Genomic DNA, 20963 nt, shown 5'->3' with positions numbered 1-20963 from the left:
TTTTATGTCTTATCCGGTTTGATACGTCCAGATAAGGGCTCATTTTATTCTACAGGAGTTTAAAATAAAGGCCAACCTTTTAACAATTTAGCCATATCGTCTTGCTTGGAAATTCCGACCTTTACCGACGCTTTTTTTACACACCTCTTTAGTTACCGAATGAAACACTTTTTCGCCCGATTGCTGGGAGCGGCGCTGGCCTTGAGCAGCCTCATAGGTTCGGCCCAAACTCTTCCGCCGGCCCCACCTACCAACCTGCAAGGGCAGGCGCTGAAAGACTGGCTGCGCCAAAACTGGTACGATGGCAAACGCACAGAGCTGAGCTACAACACGGCCCGTGGCAAGATGTATAACTACGTCGACAACTTTCAGGGCAAGGTGACCTGCGTGTATTCGGGCTACCAGGAGACGGTGCGCCTCGACTCTACCAGCACCAACCCCGGCGTGGTAAGCAATATCAACTGCGAGCATAGTATTCCGCAGTCGTGGTTCAATGAGGTGGTGCGCATGCGCTCCGACATTCACCACTTGTTCCCAACCGTTATTCAATGGAACTCCGACCGTGGCTCCGACCCTTTCGCCGAAATTCCGGATGCCCAAACGCAGAAGTGGATTCGGGGCCTGAACAGCCAGACTACTATTCCGACTTCAAACATCGAGGAGTACAGTGAAGACACCAACTCGCAGTTTGAGCCCCGCGAAGACCATAAGGGCAACCTGGCCCGCGCGGCATTTTACTTTTACACCATGCACCAAGGCCAAAGCTTTGATGCGGGCAAGGACATGATTTCGGCGCTGGCCAACCTTAATACGCTCTACCAGTGGCACCTCGCCGATCCGGTGGATGCTCGGGAGCGGGAGCGTAACCGCCGCGTGGCCAAAAGCCAGGGCAACTTCAACCCCTACATTGCTTACCCTGACCTCGTGGCCCGCGCCTGGGGCTTCCAAGTGCAACCTACTTTCTCGTTCTCGGCTGCCACGGCCAGCACGCCAGAAGGCAACAGCAGCACCACCGTCTACACGGCTACCGTCACGGTTACGCCCGCGCCTACCTCGGCTATTACGGTGCAAGTGGGCCTAGATGCCGCCAACTCTACGGCTACGAATGGCACCGACTTCACCTTCACCTCGCCCCAGACGCTGACGTTCAACCCGGCTCAGACTTCCCGGACGGTGACCATGACGGTGAACGGCGACACGACGCCCGAAGCCGACGAAACGGTGGTGCTGACGCTGCAAAATCCTGGTTCGGGCAGCGCCATCGGTGGGCCAGCCTCGCAGGAACTAACCATCACCAACGACGACGGCACGCCGCCTTCGGTGCGCTTCGCGGCGGCTACGGGCTCTATCATGGAAGGCAACAGCGGCACTACCACCTACACCGTAAGCGTGACGGTCGCCAGTGTACCGGCGGGCGGTTTCTCGGTGCCCGTGACGGTAGAAACAACCGGCACTACTGCTGATGCGACAGACTACGTGCTTACTACTAGCACTCTAACCTTCGCCGCTGGTCAAACCACCCAGCCCGTGACGGTAACTGTGAACGGCGATGTGAATCCCGAAACCAACGAGACGGTGCGGCTGCGGCTGGGGACGCCTTCCAATGCCTCCATCCTCGTCATTGCGCCCATTACGCACACGCTCACCCTCCTCAACGACGACCAGGCCCCGGCTGGCTCGCCTTGTACCGATCTGTATTTTTCGGAGTACGTAGAAAGCTCCGCTGGCAATACGAAAGTGGTAGAGATTTTCAACCCCACGGGCAGCCCCATCAGCCTTACGGGTATTCGTATTGAGTTATATCGTGATGGCTCGAGCACACCAAATACCACACAGGCCTTAACTGGTACCATCGCACCCGGCGACGTGTACGTGGTAGCCAATACTGGCGTAACGTCGTCGTCGGTAGCTGCTCAGACGGATCTACAATCGTCGGTGGCTTTCTTCAATGGTAATGATGCTATTGCCCTTTTTGATGGCACCGATACGCTGGACGTGATTGGCGTAATTGGCACGGACCCCGGTGCTACCTGGACCATTCCGGGCGGCGGTTCTACCACGAATAACACCCTAGTGCGCAAGCCCACCGTGGCCCGCGGCACTACCAACTGGGCCACGGGCGCCAGCACCTGGCAAGCCGTAGGCACCGACGTGTACACCAACGTGGGCAGCCACACCAGCACGGCCTGCATCGTGAGTTCGACGGTGCAAAACGCGCCGCTTAACACTGGCTTGGCCCTGTACCCGAACCCGGCAGCCACCGCCGTGCAGGTACAAGTGCTTGGCCTGCGCGGGCATCATACTGCCAATATTCAGCTCTACAACATGCTGGGCCAGCAAGTGCTACGCCAGGAACGCACCCTCACCGGGGCCGACGCCGCCACGCTGGACGTGCAAACACTGCCGGCCGGCCTCTACTCAGTGCGGGTGGTAGTAGATGGCGTACGCTACACCAGCCGCGTGGCCGTGAGGCATTAATGATTGATTGCTAGAGCATTCTGGCCGTACAAGCAAAACCCCGGTTCATCAGAACCGGGGTTTTGCTTTTTTTGACACTTCGGGAAGAGGTGTGGTAGGACAGATCAGTAGGACTAGGCTTAGTGGAATTAGTCGAAGACAGCCCGAGCCCAAAACCTTAAATAAGGTGCGCTGTAAACCTTATTCGGCCAGCAGATCCTGATATTCCTTGTGGCGGCCTACGAAAGCAGCCATGAACCGGCAGCTGGTGCGCACCTTCAGGCCCTGCTGCCGCGCGTAGTTTAGGGCTTCCTGGGCCATTGCCTCGGCCACACCCTGGCCTCGAAGCCCCTCATCCACGAAGGTGTGCGTGAAGTCGATAACGCCGTCGGTGGGGAGGCTGTAGGCCAGTTCGGCCGTGTACCCATCGACGGTGGTGGTAAATTCTTGGTCCTGGGGATGGTGTTCGATGGAAACGCTCATGAGGAAATGGAAAGAGAAGACGAGATGAAAACGAACCGGGTAGTGGCTAGGCAAGATACGGAGCCAGCATTTTTTAGGTGGGCATTCTAGCCACTGAAGCACTGCTCTGCGTATGCAGGTGCAATGGCAGGGCTCAGCTAGCCGAGCCTTGTTCTTTCCCTGTTTCTACGTATTCCGCTTATGCAAACCAACCCCACCAACGGCCAAGACGATAACTGGGCCGACGACGAGTTTGAGCACGGCCAGAAGCCCGAAAACATTCAGCGCGGCACCCACGACGCCAACGCGCCTACAACGGCCGGCCACACCGCCGGCCAGGGTGCGGCCCTCCCAAACACCTCCAATGGTACGCCTAACTACGGCGACTTCGGCCACGCCAGCCCCTCGGGTGCCAGCACGCAGACCAACGCAACCAACTCCCGGCAAGCCGGTAACAACCCCGGCGGCACGGCGGCTCCCTCCTACGCCGAGCCCGACCAGCGGGGCAGCGTGCCGCAGAACCTCGACCCCGAAGCGGCCCGCCAAGCGCAGAACGCCGACTACGAGGAGCAGCGCGATAGCTGGGCTAAGGACGATCCCCGCTACGGCGGCGGCACCCGCAACTGGGCCACCAACGAGCCCGCCAACCCTAGCACCGGCCCCGCCGACGACGACAACGCCCCCGGCGAGCCGCGCGGGAAAACGCAAAACGACGGCAGCAACGACAACCCTGACGAGTTCAGCGCCCTGCGGCCCGACAATGGTGCAGGCATTCCCGGCAAGTAAGTTTCACCCCGCATTTTCCTAGCTACATGGCTTCCAACGACCAGAATCCCGCCGATGCCCTCGACCCCAAATCGGGCGCTAATCTCACGGAAGAGCAGCGCAAGCACCGTGAGGAGTTGTACGGCTACAAGCAAGACGAAGAAGGCACGCTCGACACCTCCGCCCGACTAGACGAGGAAACGATAGGCATCCCCGACGACACCTCGAATTCGGGCCTCGGCACATCGGCCATCACCGAACAGTTCACCGATCCGGGCTTCAACAACCCCATCGACGACAACAACCGCTAGACGCTGTCTGCCTGATATAAAAAGCCTTCCATGCACCATGGAAGGCTTTCTTCTTGCTAACAGGCGGCTTCAGCATAGGTCCGTTTGCATTTTCAGGCTTGGGCTGGAAGGTTTGCGAAGACAAGACTAGGTACGCACGCAAAGCGGCCTTGCACTGCGGTGTAACCTTCCGCCGTGCCGTTGCGGATAACGAGCAATGTTCTGCTCCACCCACTCCACCCTATGCCCACTCCGCTTCTCGTTCTCACCGATTTCACTTCCGCTGCTGACCATGCCTTAGCCTATGCCGGTGCGCTGGCGGAAGCTTTGCACACCTCTCTGGTCCTGCTGCACATTCGCCGCGAGTCGCTGCTCGATGCTGATACTTTTACGGGCAAGATCAAGCACCTGGGCGAAGACGAAGTAACGGCCGCGCTAGCCGAACGCGCCGCCTCGATACGGGTGCCTACTGCGGTGGAAGCCGTTGCGGAAGGAGTATCGGTAGGGGTGAAGGCAGCTGTGGCGCGGCACCGGGCTGGCCTTGTTGTTCTGGGCAAGCCCGACACGGAAAATATCCCCAATGAATTGGTGTTCAGCACTGCTCTCACGCTGCTGCGCGCCACCCCTGTTCCGTTGCTCGTAGTGCCTGCCAGCACGGGTGCTACTGTGCCACCTGGCCGCGTTACGCTGGCCGCCGATGGGCAGCCGTTCCGCCTGGCCGAGCCCGTTATCGTGGCCATTCAAAAGCTGTTGCAACGACTGCACCCCGCACTTACGGTAACGCACGTGGCCGAGCCCGAAGACAACAACGACTGCACGATAGCCAAGGCCACGGTGCTGCACAGCGGCCTTGGCACAAACTTGCCTCACATCCAGACGCACCGCATGCGTGACTCCTCCCCTTCGCGGGGCATTCTGCAAGCTGCCACCGAAACCCAAGCTGATTTGCTGGTGCTCATTGCGCGGCGGCACAGCTTTTTAGGTCAGTTGTTCAACAGAAGCGTGTCGGCGCAGGTGGTGCTGCATAGTACGCTGCCGGTGTTGCTGCTGCCGGGCCACGAGTAGCTGGTAGTAGCTACAAGAGGTGAGATATGATAAGTAAGACTGACGTTTTGGTCATATATCTTACTTCGCAAATTTCACTTCCCATCGTTATGGAGGGCGAAGCCGGAATGGCGCGTTTTCAGTACGCTGCCTAGCGGATTAGTATGGAAGACGACTCGAAACGAGTCCTAAGCTCAACATAACGCCGGGACTCTGCGGCTCGTTTTGAAGGATTGCAGTATCTCCTTGATGTCGATGTCTGAACCTTTCAATTCCGCCGAATCGCGCCGGCGGTTTTTGCGCCAGATGAGCCTGACTGCCGCTGTTGCGGCCGTAACTGGGCCTGTCAGCGCCTTTCCCTCCCCATCCAGCACTATGGAACACGACGATAAGCAGAAGCTCGGCTTCGCCATTGTGGGCCTCGGCAAATTTGCCCAGGAGCAGATGATGCCCGCTTTCAAGGACTGCAAACACGCCCGCATTACGGCCTTGGTCAGCGGCACGCCCGACAAAGCCAAGAAGCTGGCCGCCGAGTATGGTGTCGACCCCAAAAACATCTACAGCTACGAGAATTTCGACTCCATCAAGGACAACCCAGCCGTTGATATCGTCTACATCGTGCTGCCCGTGGGCTTGCACGCCGAATACGTGGTGCGGGCGGCCAAAGCCGGCAAGCACGTGCTGACTGAAAAGCCGATGGCTACCAGCGTGAAGGAGTGCGAGCAGATGATTGAGGCATGCCAGAAAGCCAGCAAGAAATTGATGGTGGCTTACCGGGCGCAGTACGAGCCTTTCAACTTGGCCGCCATCGAGCGAATCCGGAAGGGAGAGCTGGGCAAGCTACTCCAAATCACCGCCGACCACGGCCGCATCGTGGACCCCACCGGCGACAAAGCTGACACCTGGCGCGTGCAGAAAAAGCTGGCCGGTGGGGGCTCACTCATGGACCTGGGCATCTATTCCCTCAATGCCACCCGCTACCTCACCGGCGAAGAACCCGTGGAAGTAACAGCCATGGAAGTGAGCGACAAGTCGGACCCACGTTTCAAGGAAGTGGAAGACCGGATTCACTTCACGCTGCGCTTCCCGAGCGGCGTGCTCGCCTCCTGCACCAGTTCCTACAGCACCGAGAGCGTAAAACGGTACCGGGCCTTCGGCGATAAAGCCTGGCTCGACCTCGACCCGGCCACCAACTACTACGAGCACAACATGAAAATCGGGACCAAGGACGGCAAACAGGAACCCGGCCTCAAAGAAGGCAACCAATTCGCCGCCGAGCTCGACCACATGGCCGAATGCGTGTTGCAAAACAAAACCCCCAAAACACCCGGTGAGGAAGGCTTGCGCGACATCCGCCTCATTATGGCCATTTACGAAGCTGCCCGCACCGGCAAGAAGGTGAAAGTGTAAACCCTGAACCTTCCGCTGGAGTCAGAATGTACGCTTTCGTGCTGGGCCGAAGTTCCCGCTTCGGCTCTACTCGATGCGCGGAAGGTCCTGCCTATCACGGCAAAACAACGCCTGCGGGCGAGCTGCTCCGTCTTTGCATAATGGCCTTACTCTCCCAGCACCCACGAAATCTGACAGAGCGGCACGGTAGAATAGTGGCCTAAAGCTAATGCGGAAGCGCAGCTTCGGCCCAGCCCTGGGCAGTACTGTTTCTACTCGACGGCATGAGCACGCGTGCTCAACGGCATGAGCATGCGTGCTCGACGGCATGAGTATGCGTGCTCGACGGCATGAGTATGCGTACTCATACCGTCGAGCAGGTCGGGGCTTCCTTTTCGGGCTGTTCTTTTACCAACGCCAGCCCAGCAATATGCCGCCGTACCAGTTGCGGCCGGGAGCAGGCTGGAAGTAACGACCCCCGAAGGCGTTTAGGTCGTTGCCGAGCGAATAGCGGCGGTTGGTGGCGTTGTCGAGGCCGCCGAATACGTCGGCTTCCAGACGCCGCCTTATGGTGCGCCGCCAGCCGGCCCGCGCGCCGAAAGTCCAGTAGCCCGGAGCCGCTTCGGTGTTGGCATCGTTGAGGAAGATGCGCGCCTGGTGGTTGACGGTGGGGCTGAGGTAGAAGCCGTGTTTTTCGCTGTAGTCGAGGCCAGCGGTGAGCGTGTGCGGCGCGGTGCCGGTGAGGCGGTTGCCACTGAAATCCTGCCCACCCGACTCGTAACGGCCGAAACGATAGTGGTTATAGGTGTAGCTGGCAAAAGCCCGCAGGCCGAGCGTCTCCTCCCATTTTGCCGGGGCGGGTGCTCTTGTCAGGTCGGGTCGTACGTCGCCCACTACTACTACGGTCCGCTGCCAGAGCCAGCCGCTCACTGCGGCTTCTATACCCCGCTGGCGGGTGTTGCCGGAATTAGCAAATAGCTGCGTGCCCTGCGCATCGGAGCGGGCCACGATGGTTTGGCGCAGCCGGAAATCATAAGCGGCCACATCGAAGCTGAGTCGGTTGCCGAACAGTTTGCCCCGCGTGCCCACCTCGTAGCTAGTGCCGCGCTCCGCCTGCAAAGCCGTGTTCAGAGAAGCATCCGACGGACGAATTTCCTCTTCCGTTGGGGGCGAGAAGCCACTGCTCACGCTGGCATAGGCAGAAACCTGGGCCGTCAGCTCTTTGAGCAGCGCCACCCGCGGCGACACCTGCGGCCGGAAGTTGCGCTCCACCTCGTAGGCATCGGGCCGAGCAACGGCGTCTGAAACGCGGGCAATACGGTAGCGCAGACGGTTGTAACTGGCCCCGGCCGTCAGCAAGAAACCCGCTGGCAGTTCAACATCAGCTTGCGCAAACCCAAAGCCCGTGAGCGTACGAATTTCGTCGTTGTAGCGTAACGGGCCCGGCGTGCCCGCGCGGTTTTGGTAGTTGCGCGAATCCTCGAAACCAGTTTGTAGCTCGGCGCCGCCTTGCAAGCGTAGCGTGCGGCCTGCCAGTGTAGTACGGTAGCTCAGCGTAGCGCGGCCTCCGGCGCCGAGCAAGGAGTTCCGCTCGAAATCAATCAGAAATGGTGTTGCTATGGTGCTGCCACTGCCGTAGACTGTGGTTTTGCTGCTGAGACGCTCCGTGAATTGATGCGTGTAAGTGGCGCCGAGCAAGGCCGTACGCGAGGCGTAGGAAGCTTGCTGCTCTACGGTGCCGGGCGCGGTAGCCGTGGCGGGCCGGGCCTGGCGGGGGTTGGCATAAAACTGGGCGCGGGTGAGGCTGCCGGGAATTTGATAGTCAAGGTCGGTATAGAGGGCGTGCAGGTCGAGGGTGCTTTTTTCAGTGGCGCGCAGTTCTCCATCCAAGGCCAGTACATCGCGGCGGAGGCTGCTTTGCTGGCGGTAGCCGTCGAGGGTTTGGCGAGCGTACTGGACTCGGAGGTAGCCGGTAGCGCTACCCGTTTCGGCGGCCACCGTATAGCGCCGCAATCCGAAGCTACCCACGGTGAAGCCAGCTTGGGTGCGGGTTCCTGCGCCAGATGGGCGCCGGTTACGCAGCAACACTGCGCCGCCCGTGCCAGCACCGTACACGCTGGCGGCTGGTCCTTTCAGTACTTCTAGCTGGCCAATTTGAGCGGGATCGAGTAGGTTGAGGGGCGTGCTGCCGCTGGCCTCCGTGAACGGAATGCCCTCGTAGTATACTTTCACGTTGCGCACGCCAAACGGAGAACGAAGCGTACTGCCTCGCACGCTAAGGCGGTAGCTAGCCGTGGCTCGCTCTTCGAGCCGCACCCCCGGCAAGGTATTCACGGCCTGCGTGAGGGCAGTTTGCGGAAACCGCTCAAAGGTGGCCGTCTCAACTACACTCACCGCGGCTGCGGTACGACGTAGCGGCAACTGCTGGCCGTAGCCTGTCACGGTGGCTTCGGGCAGCACCACGGCGCGGGTGGTATCGGGCAAGCTAGGTTGAGCGGCGAGAGAGATAGGCGGAAGCAGCAGGAATAGCGCGTAACGGAACAGCATCGGGCAGGATGGGCACGGGAAAAAGGAACCACCTCAGACCGAACGAGGAAGCCGAGAGCAGGGTTAGGTGCGGGCTATTTTAGAATAAAGAAACTTCCTCACAGTGAAGCTCACTGTTTGAGGGATGAGTTGGAATGTACAACCCCTGTTTACTGTAAAGCGCTATCTGGTGTAGCTCCTCCTATGCTTATTACTCACGAACGAGTGCACAGTTGAGAGTCAGATGGAGAGTAGGATGAATAGTCAGCCGCGCCTTTTATAAATTAAAATTTAATATTTATGGTTTATCCTTTCTTATCCTATTTCAAGGGCATTACGATATGATTAATTAATTACAGATAAGCTCTAAAAGCATGACGATTATCCCGGCATTATCAATATATTCCGCTTTCTTTGCATGAAGGAAAATAATGGTTTGTCACGTTTTGTCACCATTACTACACAAAAGCACGCGTTACTGCGCTCCGAACTCACTCACTAAAATGTGACTTTACTGAGCCGTCTTTCTCACCTGCAAAACACTTTCTGATTAAACCTTACTCCCTACTCGCATGAACCTACGCTTACGTTATTGCCTCTGGGCATTACTGCTAGCTGTGCTGCTGATAGCAGCACCCGCGACGGCTCAAAACTTGCTAACTAACCCTGGCTTCGAGGCGGGCAACACAGGCTTCTCTACGGCTTACCGGTTTGTCAACCCCACCGGCAGCTCGGCGGCGGGCGACTACACAGTAGGAAACAATACCAGAGATTTCAACACTGGCTTTGCTGTCTACCGCGACCATACCACGGGCAGCGGCCTGTTTATGATAGTGGACGGTGCTACTTCCCCCGTTACCATCTGGGAACAAACGGTTACGGGCCTGCAAGCAAACCAGGATTACCAATTTTCCTTTTGGCTGCTAAATGCCATCGGCGACAGTAAAGCCCGTATTCAGGTGTCGGCCAACGGAGTCGATATTGGCTCTCCTTTCACCAACCCCAACGACGGCGGCAACTGGCAACTGAATACCGTGACGGTAAACCCGGGAGCCAGCACGCAGCTCATTATCCGACTCCGCGACCTAAACCTGGCGAGCGGTGGCAATGACTTCGGCATCGACGACGTATCGCTGACGGCGCCGGTAGCCAACCCGCAGCTCACGGCCAACGCCGTGACAACGAGCAGCATCAGCACGGCCGCTACCACCACGCCCACCCAGATCAGCCCACTCAGCGCCACCATATCCGGCCCGAGCGGCGCTACGGTCGCGTCATTCACTATCGTTACGGTGCCTTCCGTGGGCACGCTACGCATCGGAGCCAACGGCGCAGCCTTGACGGCTGGCCAAGTTGTAACGGCCGCACAGGCCAGCCAGCTCTACTATACGCCTGCTGGCAGCACCACGCAGAACGTAACGTTCACGTACACTGCCACCGATAGCAACGGCAATTTCAGCGCCAATACGGCCACGTATACCATTCCGCTGGTAGCTCCTACGCCACCCACGGGTTGCGGCCCGGCTTACGGCGGTGGTCCAGCCTCCAGCGGCTTGTCGGCCGACTACTACGCGGGCTACTTCAACGACAACTTGACCTTCTTCAGCAGCAACGCGCCAGGGCTAACCCGGATTGATCCGCAGCTGAACTTCACAGGCGCTAATGGCTGGGGCAACATCATTCCGCCCGCCACGAATGGCGGAGCAGACGGCCCCGACCAGTTCTCAACCCGCCACCGCGGCAGCATTCTCATTCCCACGGCTGGCGCGTATACCTTTTACCTGACTTCCGACGACGCCTCTTACTTGTGGCTCGACGGCGCAGCGCTGGCTCCGACCATTGCCAATGCCACTGTCAACAATGGCGGCTTGCACGGTGACGTTACGGTTCAGGCCACTGTAACGCTCTCGGCGGGACTGCACAACATCCTGGTATACTACGGCGAAAACGGCGGCGGTAACACGCTAAGGTTTGAGTACAGCAGCACGGCTGGCGCCGGCATCACGCAGCAGGTTGTACCAAACAGTGCCCTTTGCGCCGGACCAAGCCCCTTGCCGCCCGTGGCCAACAACGTGACCAACTCGCCGGCCATGCCCAACACCAACGCTGCCACTGCCATTCAGGCGCTATCCGGCACCGACCCCAATGCCGGCGGCTCCGTAACGAATTTCGTGGTAGCGACGCTGCCCACGGCGGCCAGCGGCATTTTGTATTTGGATGTGGAGCCCGTAACGGTTGGCCAAGTGCTAACGGCCGCGCAAGCTGCCGCCCTCAGCTTCGACCCCGAACCTACGTTCACGGGCAACGCCACGTTCACCTTCTTCGCGGTAAATAACGCTGGCATCCGATCCAATAACCCAGCCACTTACACCATTCCGGTGGTGGGCCCGGTGGCCGACGTAACGACGAGCATAAGCGGCCCAACGACCTTGAACGTAGGTCAGTCGTCGGGTACGTTCACGGTAACGTTTACCAATAATGGTCCGCAGGCCGCTACGCAGGTAACCCAGACCATTCGCCTCCCCAATGGTGCCACCATGACGATGGCCCAGCAGGCGGCGTTGCCTGCCACGGCTTCTTATAATGCGGGCACCAACACCATCAACTTCGGTACGGTACCGGTGCTCAATAGCGGCACTACGAACACTTACACGTTCAGCTTCACTTCGCCCAACACGCAGGGGGCAAACTCGCTAGTGAGCACCGTAGGCACGAACGTCAGCCAAGGCGCCAACGCGGCTCCTGACCAGTTTACCTTCAACGTGAACGTGGCGGCGGGTAACTTCTTCGTCACCAACGACGACAGCAACGAGGTACCAGGCAACTCCACTAAGTCGGGCAACATCATCCTCAACGATGCCAACCCCGCCAACCTGCCCAACAGCGGCTTTTCAGTGCAACTCGTGTCTGCTCCCACTAGAGGCGTTGTCACGCTCAATGCCGATGGTAGCTACAGCTACACCCCCAATAGCGGCTATCTCGGCCCCGACGCCTTCACTTACCGGGTACGAGTACCAGGTGCTTCCCCAGAATTCTCGAACGTGTCGACGGTATCGCTGAATGTGTACAATGCCGCGCAGGTTTGTACCATTGGCACGGGCACCAACCTGCTGGCTAACCCGAGCTTCACGAGCGGCAATACGGGCTTTACCTCCACGTATGGCTATGTTACCGATGACCCCAGTACCATCCAGGAGTTGGTACCAGAAGGACTCTACGCTGTAGGAGTCGATGCTGCCAACTATCACCCACAATTTGCGGGCTTTGGGCGCACTGGAGCCGGCGACCCTTTCATGATGGTGAACGGCGACCAGGACCTTTCCGTGGTATATCAGCAAACGGTAACGGTACGGCCCGACACCTACTACAGCTTCTCAGCCTTCGCCAACAGCATCAACCCCGGCAGCCCGGCCCAGCTTGGCTTCGTTATCAACGGTAAATCCACCTCTACGGTGACCACCCTTGATGGCACAACCAACTACGTGCAGATTTCGGACCTGTGGTTCTCAGGCAGCACCACTTCGGCAGTTATTGAAATTCGCGACGTGAACAAGGCGGAGGGTGGCAACGACTTTGGGCTTGATGACTTGTACTTCGGCACCTGCGCCGTGGGTTTGGTAGCCAACAACGTAATGTCTCCAGGCCTGAGCAACTCGGCGCCTTCAACCAGCATTCCGCCCCTGAGCGCCACCGTAACGGCCGGCCCGGCGGTTGCTTCCTTCACGGTGCGGACTCTGCCCAACGCGGCGAATGGTATTCTCTACCTGAACAACAACCCGGTTATTCCGGGCCAGGTGATTCCACTCTCGCAAGCCAACCAGTTGTTCTTCGACCCGGTTGCGGGCTTCGTGGGTACGGCTACGTTCACGTACACGGCTACCGACGAAAGCGGTGCGGGCAGCAACAATACGGCTACTTATTCTCTGCCCGTCGACAACCGGCCGCTGCCAGTGGAACTTGTTAGCTTCGAGGTGAAGGCTGTGCGTAGCATAGACGCTGAACTGAACTGGCGTACGGCTAGTGAGTTGAACAACGACCACTTCGAAGTACAGCGCAGCCTCACGGGTCGCCAGTTCGAAACGATTGCTCGGGTAGCTGGCCAAGGCACTAGCAACCGTGCCACTTCCTACACGCACACCGACGCTCGTATCGGCAACAGAACCACTGGGCTGGTATACTACCGCCTGCGCCAGGTAGACCGCGACGGCACCACTAGCTACTCGCAGGTGCAGACGGTAAGCTTCGGCAAAGCAGCTGTTCAGAACTCTGGTATAGCCCTGTATCCTAACCCGGCTACCGCTACTACCACACTCGACCTGAGCACACTCTCGGCCGGTTCCTACCAGGTACGCGTGCTCGATAACGTGGGCCGGTTAGTGCTGACCACTACCAGCGAAGGCGGGAGCACCCCGCCACTTGATCTGCGAGCCATGCCTAATGGCACCTACATCGTGTTGGTGCGTGACGCCAACGGCAAGCAGTACACTAAGCGTCTGGTGAAGGAATAACATCAGCGCCGAGTGGCTCGAACGCCAGGCTTTTCCTACTGCGGGAAAAGCCTGGCGTTCTGCTTTAGAAGCGGAGCAGTTTGCAGGCTTGCACACACCTTTGGGAGAAGTGAATCCGTATCTGGCAAATGTTGCCCGGTAGGTAGTCTAGCTCTACTCCTTTGAAAGCAATGAAGACGATGAAGCCGGCGTTGTAATTCGCGCCACCGTCTACTTTACTTGCCATGCTTGCATTGCCTGTTTCAGCTTCTCTGCTTCCGCCCCGGCGCCATCGGCGGCCCCTGCCGTTGCCGTATGGATTAGTGGCATTGGGCTTCTTACTGCTGCTCGGCTGCCGCGTCATCGTCACCGACCCACGGCTTCAGCGGTACAGTGTAATGCAGCTGACTATGCCGGTGGCCTGTGACAAAACCAATAAGTTTGAATACAGCTCATGCGTGCTGACGAAGAAGATAATCCAGCGCTACACCTGGCAGACTAGCCGCTTCAATGGTCAAACTCGTGCCGATAGCCTTAGCTGGCTTCGGATAAAGCAGCGGCTGGATATACTACGTCGGCATCCTACGGCTAATAGCGGTGTAGCCATCCAATTCCTCGCTCATGCCCGCTACGCCAACTTGATTCAGACTCTCGACTACGTAAACGTACTCGACATCAAGAAATACTTTCTCCACATTCATTCGCCGGTCACCACGCTATACGTTCTGCCTAGCATGCAATCTGAAGCAGTATTGCATGACTACCAACCCGAAGAGGTGGCAGAACCAGTTCCTACTTCGGCGCTGGAACGCTGGCTCAATCATATTAGCGGACACATGGCGGGCCTTTCCTGGCGCAATGGCTTACTAGGTGGGCTGCTGGCTATTGTGGTTGCTTTGCTGCTGGCCTGGCTGAAGTTGTGGGAAGAGTGAGAAGGTGCAGCTATGTTGTGAGCTTGGCCCGCTTGGCTCAAATGCTGACGTGGTTGCTGCTGGAGTCTTTACCAAGCATTAGGCTGTGGATGCGCGGCGCCAACCTTTCAGCCTATCTTGCCGGCGCATGAAGAAACTCTCCCGCAACCTCACCTTCCAGGTGCTCACGGCTATTGTGCTGGGCGTGGTGGTTGGTGCTTTGTTTCCGGCCGTTGGCTCGGCGCTGAAGCCACTGGGCCAGGTGTTCATCAACCTCATCAAGATGCTCATCGGGCCCATCATCTTCCTGACGGTGGTGCTGGGCATTGGCAGCATCGGCGACCTGAAAAAAGTGGGCCGCGTGGGCGGCAAGGCGCTGCTGTACTTTGAAATCGTGACCTCGCTGGCGCTGCTTATTGGTGTGGCGGCGGCCAACCTCACGCAGCCCGGCGCGGGCATCGACACGCGCGGCGTGGCCGCCAAGGCTGCCGAAACGCAGCAGTACGCCACCCAGGCCGCTCAACTCGATTGGGTGGCTTTCTTCACCCACATCGTGCCCGAAAGCTTCGTGGGCGCCTTCGCGGCCGGCGACGTACTGCAAGTGCTGCTGGTAGCCGTATTGTTCGGGCTGGCTCTTACGCGCGTGGGTTCTACCGTGAGTGCGCCGCTCATTACCACGCTGGAACGCCTAAGCAAGGTGTTTTTTGGGGTGCTGAGCATGGTGATGAAGCTCGCGCCACTGGGGGCCTTCGGGGGCATGGCTTACACCATCGGCACCTACGGCCTCGACACGCTGCTACCACTAGCTAAGCTCATGGGCACAGTGTACTTAACCATGCTGCTCTTCATTTTTGGAGTGCTGGGCGGCATTGCGCGCTACTACAAGTTCAGTTTGTGGCGGCTGCTGGGCTTCATCAAGGAGGAATTGCTGATTGTGCTGGGTACTTCGTCGTCGGAGTCGGCGCTGCCGCGGCTCATGGACAAGCTCGAAGCCTTTGGGTGCGCACGGCCGGTGGTGGGACTGGTGGTGCCTACGGGCTACTCCTTCAACCTCGACGGTACCACTATCTACCTTTCCATGGCCAGTATTTTCCTGGCGCAGGCGTTTCACGTGCCGCTCACGCTGGGCCAGCAGCTTACCATCATCGGTATTCTGATGATAACGAGCAAGGGTGCGGCGGGCGTTACGGGGTCGGGTTTCGTAGTGCTGGCTTCTACGCTGGCCGCCACCAAGGTAATTCCGGTGGAAGGCCTGGCCCTGCTGCTGGGCGTTGATAGGTTTATGTCGGAGGCTCGCGCCCTCACCAATATCATCGGCAATGCCGTTGCCACGGTGGTTATTGCCAAGAGCGAAGGCGAGTTTGACGAGGCTAAACACCAAGCAGCGCTAGAGCTATAAGTTTTTGGTTGTTGGTTTTTCGTTGTTGGTCTTTGGCACCTTGTTATTCTATTTCAGCAACTAGATCGAGTGGTTTGATGGTGTACTAGTTTCTCGCTGTAGATCCCCACAACCCACAGCACGAACAACGAAAAACCAACAACCAATAACGAAAAACCAAAATGCCCGCCCTCTCTCCTGACCTTCGCAAGGCGCTGCTGGCCCTGCCGCAGAAGGAAAAAGACCAGCTGCTGACGCGCCTCGTCGCGCAGGATGCCGTGCTGACTGAGCAACTCAGCTACCGCCTACTGGAAGGCGATGAGGCGCTGGAAACCCGCCGCCAACGTCTGCGAACCCAGGTAGATGACCCCGTGCGCGGCTACCATCAAACGCCCAACGACCTGCTCCACATAGTACGGCAGCTTCAGGCCCGGCTCAGCTACCACGCCAAAATCACGGGCGACACGCTAGGCGAAATTGAGCTGACCATCCGCTTGCTGACCAACATTTTCCGGCATCAGCCCGAGGCTGTAGCGCGCCTACACGGCCCCACGCAGCCGCTACTCCAACACTTGGCCCGCCGCACCGCCGATGTGCTCAAGCAAGTCGATAAGCTTCATCCCGACTACCTCATCGAATTAGAATTCGTCTTAAACGAGCTGCTAACCTTACTCTACGCCTCCGCCGCTGCCCCTTTAGCCAGGGAGCTGGGAATTCAGGTGAGAATTGGTGAATGAAGAATGCGCTACGCGACCTCCTACTGACCGGGTTGCTTCAATGCCTCATTAAACCTACTCCAACGCGCGGAAGACGATGGGCAACGTGTAGGCGACTCGGACGGGTTGGCCGCCGGTGCGGCCGGGCGTCCACCAGGGCATGATGCGCACGAGGCGCAGGGCTTCCTCGTCGAGGCCGGAACCGAGGCCGCGGACGACTTTGGGTTCGAGGATGCGGCCTTGCTCGTCGATGATGAAGCTGACGTGTACTTTGCCCGAAACGCCTTTGCGCAACGCTTCTTCGGGGTAATTGAGCTTGTCGCGCAGGAATTTCTGGAATGCGGCGGGGCCGCCGGTGAAGGCCGGCATCTCTTCGGCAATGTTGTACACTACCGGTTCCACGGGGGCCTCACTTACCGTACTGGTTCCGGCGGCGTTGTGCGAGCCAGTAGTGCTAGAGCTGGAGTCGTTGTAGGTGAGGGCAGCGGCCGTGTGGGTCGTTTGGGCCACTAGCGGCCGGGCCGTTAGCAGCACAAGTAGCAAAAACAACGTAAGGGTACGGAGCATGGCAACAGGGGCTTGACGGATTGGTCAACGAAGGTACAGCCACCAGAAAGCGCGGCCGTCACCGTAACGTTACCCTTATGTTGCGCTTATGTTGGTAACATTACCCGTATCCTTTAGCGGCCAAAACCTGTATCTTAAAGCAGCACTACCCGCTCACCTTACTCCTACCGCTATGTCGAACCTGCCTTCTCCCGAACACGTGCGCCCACCCCAGAACCTTTCCGATGCCGCGCTACGCCAGGCCCTGAACGAGTTAGAGGGCAAAATCCGAACCTTGCACAACCGTGCCCACGCCACCACGGCCGGGTCCCCGCACACCTACCTCGAACACGCGGCCATGCTGGAAGCCAAGCGCAACAAGCTGCTACAGCGCCTCGGCCCCGATCCTAACGCCGCCATTGCCACCGACCCCAAAGCGGCCGATACGGCAAACCGCAGTACCTGGGACGAAATCTGGCAAGGCATCGAAAACCTCCGCAACGACCTGCGAAACATTATCTGAATCGCAGGTTATGCGGATTTCAGGAAGTTTAGCAACGGCTTTCAGGATCACAAACCCCAAAGAGGCTTCCTTAACAGCAAGCCTCTTTGGGGTTTGTGCTTTTGCTGTTTCGATGATGCGGCTGAGATGACGCATCTGGAACAAGCCTTCGCATCAGAATTGCGGCCTCACCGACCACGCAAGCGGCTCAGGGTTTCCTGGACAATGCCGAGGTAGGAGGCAATCTGGTTCAGGGGTACGTGGCGAAGTATGGGTACTCGGGGGGAGCAGTAACCCAAAATGGCGCGCCTGGGGGCTTGGGCAGGTGCGTCGGCTGGGGTGGCTGGCGGCTGAGCGTGGGGCAGGGCTGCACGCCGGGCGGCAGCACCAACGGCGCCGGTGTACAGGGCGGCGTGGGGGCCGCGCCAACTGTGGTCAGCAACAGTCCGGTCGCGAGCAGCCAGCCGGGGCGGGAAGTTTTCCAAAGTAGGGGGCGGAACATAAGCAGGAAAACAGGGATGCCCGTTTACCCACGGGCTTCCTTTTGTTACAACCGTGCGGCCAAGCCGAAGCGGATGCGAATCAGGTGGACATGACCACTCAAGCTTACTGGACTTGCACGGTATGGGGCCGGGCCTGGTAGCGGGCTATGCGCGAGCCGCCCGCGCTGGAACCTTGCTGCAAAGGCAGGATCTGGGTGCGGTTCATGAATATCTGCGCCGCGCCGCTCAGCACCTGGTTTATTTTGTTGGCTTCCAGAATGATGCTGGTGCTACCGGGGGCTGTGGTCTGGAAGTATTGAATAGGGTCGCTCTGGCCGGGGCCGTCGAGTATTACGTCCAGCACTTCGGGCGTGCGCAGCGGCTGGCCGTCCCAGGCTAGGGTGAAGGCATTGGTTTTGCTCAGCGCCGTGAGGGAGGCCGGAAACTCCGCCGGCAGCAGGTCGCTCACGGTATTGACGTAGGTTTTGCCGTCCACGTCCTTGAACGTGAACGTGGCCTGAACGCGCTGGCCGGCGTACTGCTTTTCGTAGTAATTGAGCAGCGGCACGAAGGTCATGGCGTCGCCGTCTACGGTTACCACGGAAGGCTCCTTCAGGGTGAGGGCCGTGCCGGTAGCGTTGCCGAACTTGAAGGCGGCGCGGGCGTACGTTTTATCCTCGGCTTTATCGTAGACGAGCGAGTAGTCGGTGTAAATCCGGTCTTGGCTGACCGCGTCGGAGCTTTCGGTTTCGCAGCTAGTGAGGGACAGCGCCAGGCCAAACCAGAGGACCAGGCCAGTGACTAAACGGTTGAGCAGATGCGGGGTCGTTTTCATGTAGAGAAATTAAGTGGAGAATGGAGCCTGGCTAGCCAAACTTAGTGCCACATCCAGCAAACACCTTTTGACTTACATCAAAAACGTCTGCCCAGCGCACCGCCATCCCGAAGGGTGAGAGCCCTCGCACTGGTGCAAAGCGCTTCTTCCCTCAGTCAGAAGGCATCTGCACTAGTGCGAAGCCATTACAACCGAGGGAAGAACGTATCCGCACCAGTGCGAAGCCAGTTCAACCGAGGGCAGAACGTATCCGCACTAGTGCGAAGCCATTTCGACCGAGGGAAGAACGTATCCGCACGGGTGCAAAGCGCTTCTTCCCTCGGTCAGAAGGCATCCGCACCAGTGCGAAGCCATTCCAACCAGAGGAAGAAGGTACTTGCACCCGTGGCAGTGGCTCAATACCCTCACTTCTTAGGCCACCGGCTCGCGGAAACCAACCCACGTAAAGCGTTTCACCACAAACTCTGGGTTGGTGAAGGAGGCATTGCCGGCGGGGTTGCCGCCCGTCACGTGAAAGTCGGAGAAGCCGGCGGCTTGATTCACGTAGATGCCGCCGGTCAGGTTGAAGCTCACGGGCGTGCCGGCCAAACTCATTTCGTCCATGATTTGCTCCTTCACCTCGTCATTGGTGGTGTAGGCGCCGCAGCTGATGGCGCCGTATTCCTTGGCTAGGTGCGCCGCCAGATGGATGCTCTCCTGGGTGTCCTGGGTTTTGATGACCAGCATAATGGGCCCGAACAATTCCCGGCTGAATTGTTCCACTTGGCCCGCGTCGAGTTCGTAGATGGTGGGCGAGCAGGTGCGGGCGTTTTTGAACGTGGGATGGTCGATGGCGCCGTGGGCCAGAATGCTCCGGCCGCCATCGAAGGCCAGCTGCTGCACCCGCTCGTGCGTAGCAGCGCTCTGAATAGCCCCAAACACGTGCGGCGCGGCTTTAGGGTTTTGTGCCAGACTGGTGATGGCCGCGGCCAGCTTCTGCACTACTTCGTCGTAGGGTACTTGCTGGCCCGCTACTTCCACGCCCTGGGCCGGCACGAAGAAATTTTGCGGCGTGGTGCACATCTGGCCCGAGTACAGACTCACCGAAAAAGCTAGGTTCTGGGCCACTTTATCGAGGTCGTCGCAGGAGTCGAGGATGACGCTGTTGACGCCGGTTTTTTCGGTGAACACCGTTTTGCCCTTCAGACTTTCCAGATACTCCCCAAACTGCGAGCTGCCGGTGTAGTCGATAAGCTTGATGGCGGGATTTTCGGCCAGGTCCTTGGCAATAAGCCGGTCGTTGGCATCGACGGCCAGCTGGCAGATGTTGGGGTTAAGGTCGTAGTGGGCCAGCACTTTCTGCACTTCGGCCACCACAATGGCAATGGGCAGCACGGCCTTCGGATGAGGTTTCACGAGGACGGGGTTGCCGGTGACGAGGCTGGCGAACATGCCGGGCACGGTGTTCCAGGTTGGGAAGGTGGAGCACCCGATAACCAACGCCACGCCTTTGGGCACAGCCCGCCAGGTTTTTTGCAGCGTGATGTTGTACTTGCCCATGGGCTTCTCCCAGCGGGTTTCTTCCGGGAAGCGGGTTTGCTCCTCGTAGCCGGCCGCAATGGCTTCCAGGGCCCGGTCGGCGGCATGCGGCCCGCTGGCCTGAAACGACATGATGTAGGACTGCCCGGTGGTGTGCATGGTGGCGTAGGCAATCTCAAAAAAGCGGTCCTTGATGCCGTCCAGCGCCTCCGTGAGCAGGGCCGCCCGTTGCGCCGGCTTCAGCTTGCGCCACTGCCCGAAGCTGGCTTCGGCGCGGGCCACCAGGGTTTCGGGCGAGAAAAACGGGTACGTAATGCCTAGCGCCTGCTGTTCGTACGGCGACTCTTCCTGGCCCACCCACTGCGCCGGCTCGCCCTGCCGCAATTCCCGGAACGGCTGGTGGCGCAGCTGGGCGAACTTTTCGCGGCCGTTGGCATCGGCATCCGCACCATATATCTCCGGCGAAGGATTTTCGGGAAAGGCGGCGAAAAACGTGCGGCCGTGCAGGGCCTGCACGGCCGCGTCGAGCGTGGGTTGATGCTTGCGGGTAGCTTCGGTCATAACCGGTTGGGAATGAAAAGAAATGGAATTGGCGGAGGATTTTCGGAGGTTGATCGAAAAGGCAACAGTAGCTGGCTCCGATGCCTTTTGAGAA

The 20963-nt window shown here is 58.9% G+C and carries 16 protein-coding genes; 10 read left to right on the top strand and 6 right to left on the bottom strand.

All coding sequences use genetic code 11. The features are described 5' to 3' along the window. Positions 1-159 precede the first annotated feature (159 nt). A complete protein-coding gene (locus tag ACYSMN_RS21700; RefSeq protein WP_488926018.1) occupies positions 160-2478 on the top strand; it encodes an endonuclease in 2319 nt (772 codons plus the stop codon). Between the two features lie 180 nt (positions 2479-2658). Here the strand turns inward: ACYSMN_RS21700 and ACYSMN_RS21695 are convergent, their stop codons facing one another. After that, the gene (locus tag ACYSMN_RS21695) at positions 2659-2940 is read right to left on the bottom strand and encodes a GNAT family N-acetyltransferase (RefSeq protein ID WP_488926017.1); all 282 of its coding nucleotides are present in this window, start codon (positions 2938-2940) and stop codon (positions 2659-2661) included. Between the two features lie 180 nt (positions 2941-3120). Here ACYSMN_RS21695 and ACYSMN_RS21690 point away from each other — a divergent pair, with 180 nt between their 5' ends. The 4 genes from ACYSMN_RS21690 (at position 3121) to ACYSMN_RS21675 (ending at position 6428) form a co-directional block, all read left to right on the top strand. Beyond that, positions 3121-3705 (top strand): hypothetical protein, encoded by a 585-nt coding sequence (locus tag ACYSMN_RS21690; protein WP_488926016.1) that lies wholly within the window; start codon positions 3121-3123, stop codon positions 3703-3705. Between the two features lie 26 nt (positions 3706-3731). Beyond that, positions 3732-3995, top strand: coding sequence for a hypothetical protein (locus ACYSMN_RS21685; RefSeq protein WP_488926015.1), 264 nt, complete (start codon positions 3732-3734; stop codon positions 3993-3995). Between the two features lie 222 nt (positions 3996-4217). After that, a complete protein-coding gene (locus ACYSMN_RS21680; RefSeq protein WP_488926014.1) occupies positions 4218-5039 on the top strand; it encodes a universal stress protein in 822 nt (273 codons plus the stop codon). A gap of 234 nt (positions 5040-5273) precedes the next feature. Then, positions 5274-6428 (top strand): Gfo/Idh/MocA family protein, encoded by a 1155-nt coding sequence (locus ACYSMN_RS21675; protein WP_488926013.1) that lies wholly within the window; start codon positions 5274-5276, stop codon positions 6426-6428. A 387-nt stretch (positions 6429-6815) separates the two neighbouring features. Here ACYSMN_RS21675 and ACYSMN_RS21670 read toward each other — a convergent pair whose 3' ends face one another. Then, positions 6816-8954, bottom strand: a complete 2139-nt coding sequence (locus tag ACYSMN_RS21670; protein WP_488926012.1) for a TonB-dependent receptor family protein — start codon at positions 8952-8954, stop codon at positions 6816-6818. 551 nt (positions 8955-9505) lie between these two features. Here ACYSMN_RS21670 and ACYSMN_RS21665 point away from each other — a divergent pair. From ACYSMN_RS21665 to ACYSMN_RS21650, 4 genes are all read left to right on the top strand, one after another. Further along, entirely contained in the window at positions 9506-13441 is a 3936-nt protein-coding gene (locus ACYSMN_RS21665; protein WP_488926011.1) for a beta strand repeat-containing protein, read from the top strand. 224 nt (positions 13442-13665) lie between these two features. Beyond that, on the top strand, positions 13666-14352 hold the full coding sequence (locus tag ACYSMN_RS21660; RefSeq protein ID WP_488926010.1) for a hypothetical protein: 687 nt from the start codon (positions 13666-13668) through the stop codon (positions 14350-14352). 127 nt (positions 14353-14479) lie between these two features. Further along, positions 14480-15730 (top strand): C4-dicarboxylate transporter DctA, encoded by a 1251-nt coding sequence (gene dctA / locus ACYSMN_RS21655; protein ID WP_488926009.1) that lies wholly within the window; start codon positions 14480-14482, stop codon positions 15728-15730. A gap of 161 nt (positions 15731-15891) precedes the next feature. Beyond that, on the top strand, positions 15892-16446 hold the full coding sequence (locus ACYSMN_RS21650) for a hypothetical protein (RefSeq protein ID WP_488926008.1): 555 nt from the start codon (positions 15892-15894) through the stop codon (positions 16444-16446). 54 nt (positions 16447-16500) lie between these two features. On the opposite strand, the gene ACYSMN_RS21645 is transcribed toward ACYSMN_RS21650, so the two are convergent. Further along, the gene (locus tag ACYSMN_RS21645; protein WP_488926007.1) at positions 16501-16992 is read right to left on the bottom strand and encodes an energy transducer TonB; all 492 of its coding nucleotides are present in this window, start codon (positions 16990-16992) and stop codon (positions 16501-16503) included. Positions 16993-17164: 172 nt separating this feature from the next. Between ACYSMN_RS21645 and ACYSMN_RS21640 the strand changes: the two genes are divergently transcribed. After that, positions 17165-17494, top strand: a complete 330-nt coding sequence (locus ACYSMN_RS21640) for a hypothetical protein (RefSeq protein ID WP_488926006.1) — start codon at positions 17165-17167, stop codon at positions 17492-17494. 229 nt (positions 17495-17723) lie between these two features. On the opposite strand, the gene ACYSMN_RS21635 is transcribed toward ACYSMN_RS21640, so the two are convergent. The 3 genes from ACYSMN_RS21635 to paaN all read right to left on the bottom strand — a co-directional run bounded on the left by ACYSMN_RS21635 (position 17724) and on the right by paaN (position 20869). Continuing rightward, on the bottom strand, positions 17724-17975 hold the full coding sequence (locus ACYSMN_RS21635; protein WP_488926005.1) for a hypothetical protein: 252 nt from the start codon (positions 17973-17975) through the stop codon (positions 17724-17726). A 104-nt stretch (positions 17976-18079) separates the two neighbouring features. Then, complete coding sequence (locus tag ACYSMN_RS21630) at positions 18080-18790, bottom strand: hypothetical protein (RefSeq protein ID WP_488926004.1); 711 nt, start codon at positions 18788-18790, stop codon at positions 18080-18082. A gap of 411 nt (positions 18791-19201) precedes the next feature. Further along, a complete protein-coding gene (paaN, locus tag ACYSMN_RS21625; protein ID WP_488926003.1) occupies positions 19202-20869 on the bottom strand; it encodes a phenylacetic acid degradation protein PaaN in 1668 nt (555 codons plus the stop codon). Positions 20870-20963 lie beyond the last annotated feature (94 nt).

The sequence above is a fragment of the Hymenobacter sp. M1-2 genome, assembly GCF_057808495.1.
The sequence above is the reverse complement of the archived record's forward strand: the minus strand, read 5'-3'. Positions and strand labels throughout refer to the sequence as shown.

What these genes read in the sequence shown, in the direction of transcription:
- ACYSMN_RS21700 (WP_488926018.1), top strand. Translation starts at nt 160, where the DNA reads ATGAAACACTTTTTCGCCCGATTGCTGGGAGCGGCGCTGGCCTTGAGC.
- ACYSMN_RS21695 (WP_488926017.1), bottom strand. Translation starts at nt 2,940, where the DNA reads ATGAGCGTTTCCATCGAACACCATCCCCAGGACCAAGAATTTACCACC.
- ACYSMN_RS21690 (WP_488926016.1), top strand. Translation starts at nt 3,121, where the DNA reads ATGCAAACCAACCCCACCAACGGCCAAGACGATAACTGGGCCGACGAC.
- ACYSMN_RS21685 (WP_488926015.1), top strand. Translation starts at nt 3,732, where the DNA reads ATGGCTTCCAACGACCAGAATCCCGCCGATGCCCTCGACCCCAAATCG.
- ACYSMN_RS21680 (WP_488926014.1), top strand. Translation starts at nt 4,218, where the DNA reads ATGCCCACTCCGCTTCTCGTTCTCACCGATTTCACTTCCGCTGCTGAC.
- ACYSMN_RS21675 (WP_488926013.1), top strand. Translation starts at nt 5,274, where the DNA reads ATGTCTGAACCTTTCAATTCCGCCGAATCGCGCCGGCGGTTTTTGCGC.
- ACYSMN_RS21670 (WP_488926012.1), bottom strand. Translation starts at nt 8,954, where the DNA reads ATGCTGTTCCGTTACGCGCTATTCCTGCTGCTTCCGCCTATCTCTCTC.
- ACYSMN_RS21665 (WP_488926011.1), top strand. Translation starts at nt 9,506, where the DNA reads ATGAACCTACGCTTACGTTATTGCCTCTGGGCATTACTGCTAGCTGTG.
- ACYSMN_RS21660 (WP_488926010.1), top strand. Translation starts at nt 13,666, where the DNA reads ATGCTTGCATTGCCTGTTTCAGCTTCTCTGCTTCCGCCCCGGCGCCAT.
- dctA (WP_488926009.1), top strand. Translation starts at nt 14,480, where the DNA reads ATGAAGAAACTCTCCCGCAACCTCACCTTCCAGGTGCTCACGGCTATT.
- ACYSMN_RS21650 (WP_488926008.1), top strand. Translation starts at nt 15,892, where the DNA reads ATGCCCGCCCTCTCTCCTGACCTTCGCAAGGCGCTGCTGGCCCTGCCG.
- ACYSMN_RS21645 (WP_488926007.1), bottom strand. Translation starts at nt 16,992, where the DNA reads ATGCTCCGTACCCTTACGTTGTTTTTGCTACTTGTGCTGCTAACGGCC.
- ACYSMN_RS21640 (WP_488926006.1), top strand. Translation starts at nt 17,165, where the DNA reads ATGTCGAACCTGCCTTCTCCCGAACACGTGCGCCCACCCCAGAACCTT.
- ACYSMN_RS21635 (WP_488926005.1), bottom strand. Translation starts at nt 17,975, where the DNA reads ATGTTCCGCCCCCTACTTTGGAAAACTTCCCGCCCCGGCTGGCTGCTC.
- ACYSMN_RS21630 (WP_488926004.1), bottom strand. Translation starts at nt 18,790, where the DNA reads ATGAAAACGACCCCGCATCTGCTCAACCGTTTAGTCACTGGCCTGGTC.
- paaN (WP_488926003.1), bottom strand. Translation starts at nt 20,869, where the DNA reads ATGACCGAAGCTACCCGCAAGCATCAACCCACGCTCGACGCGGCCGTG.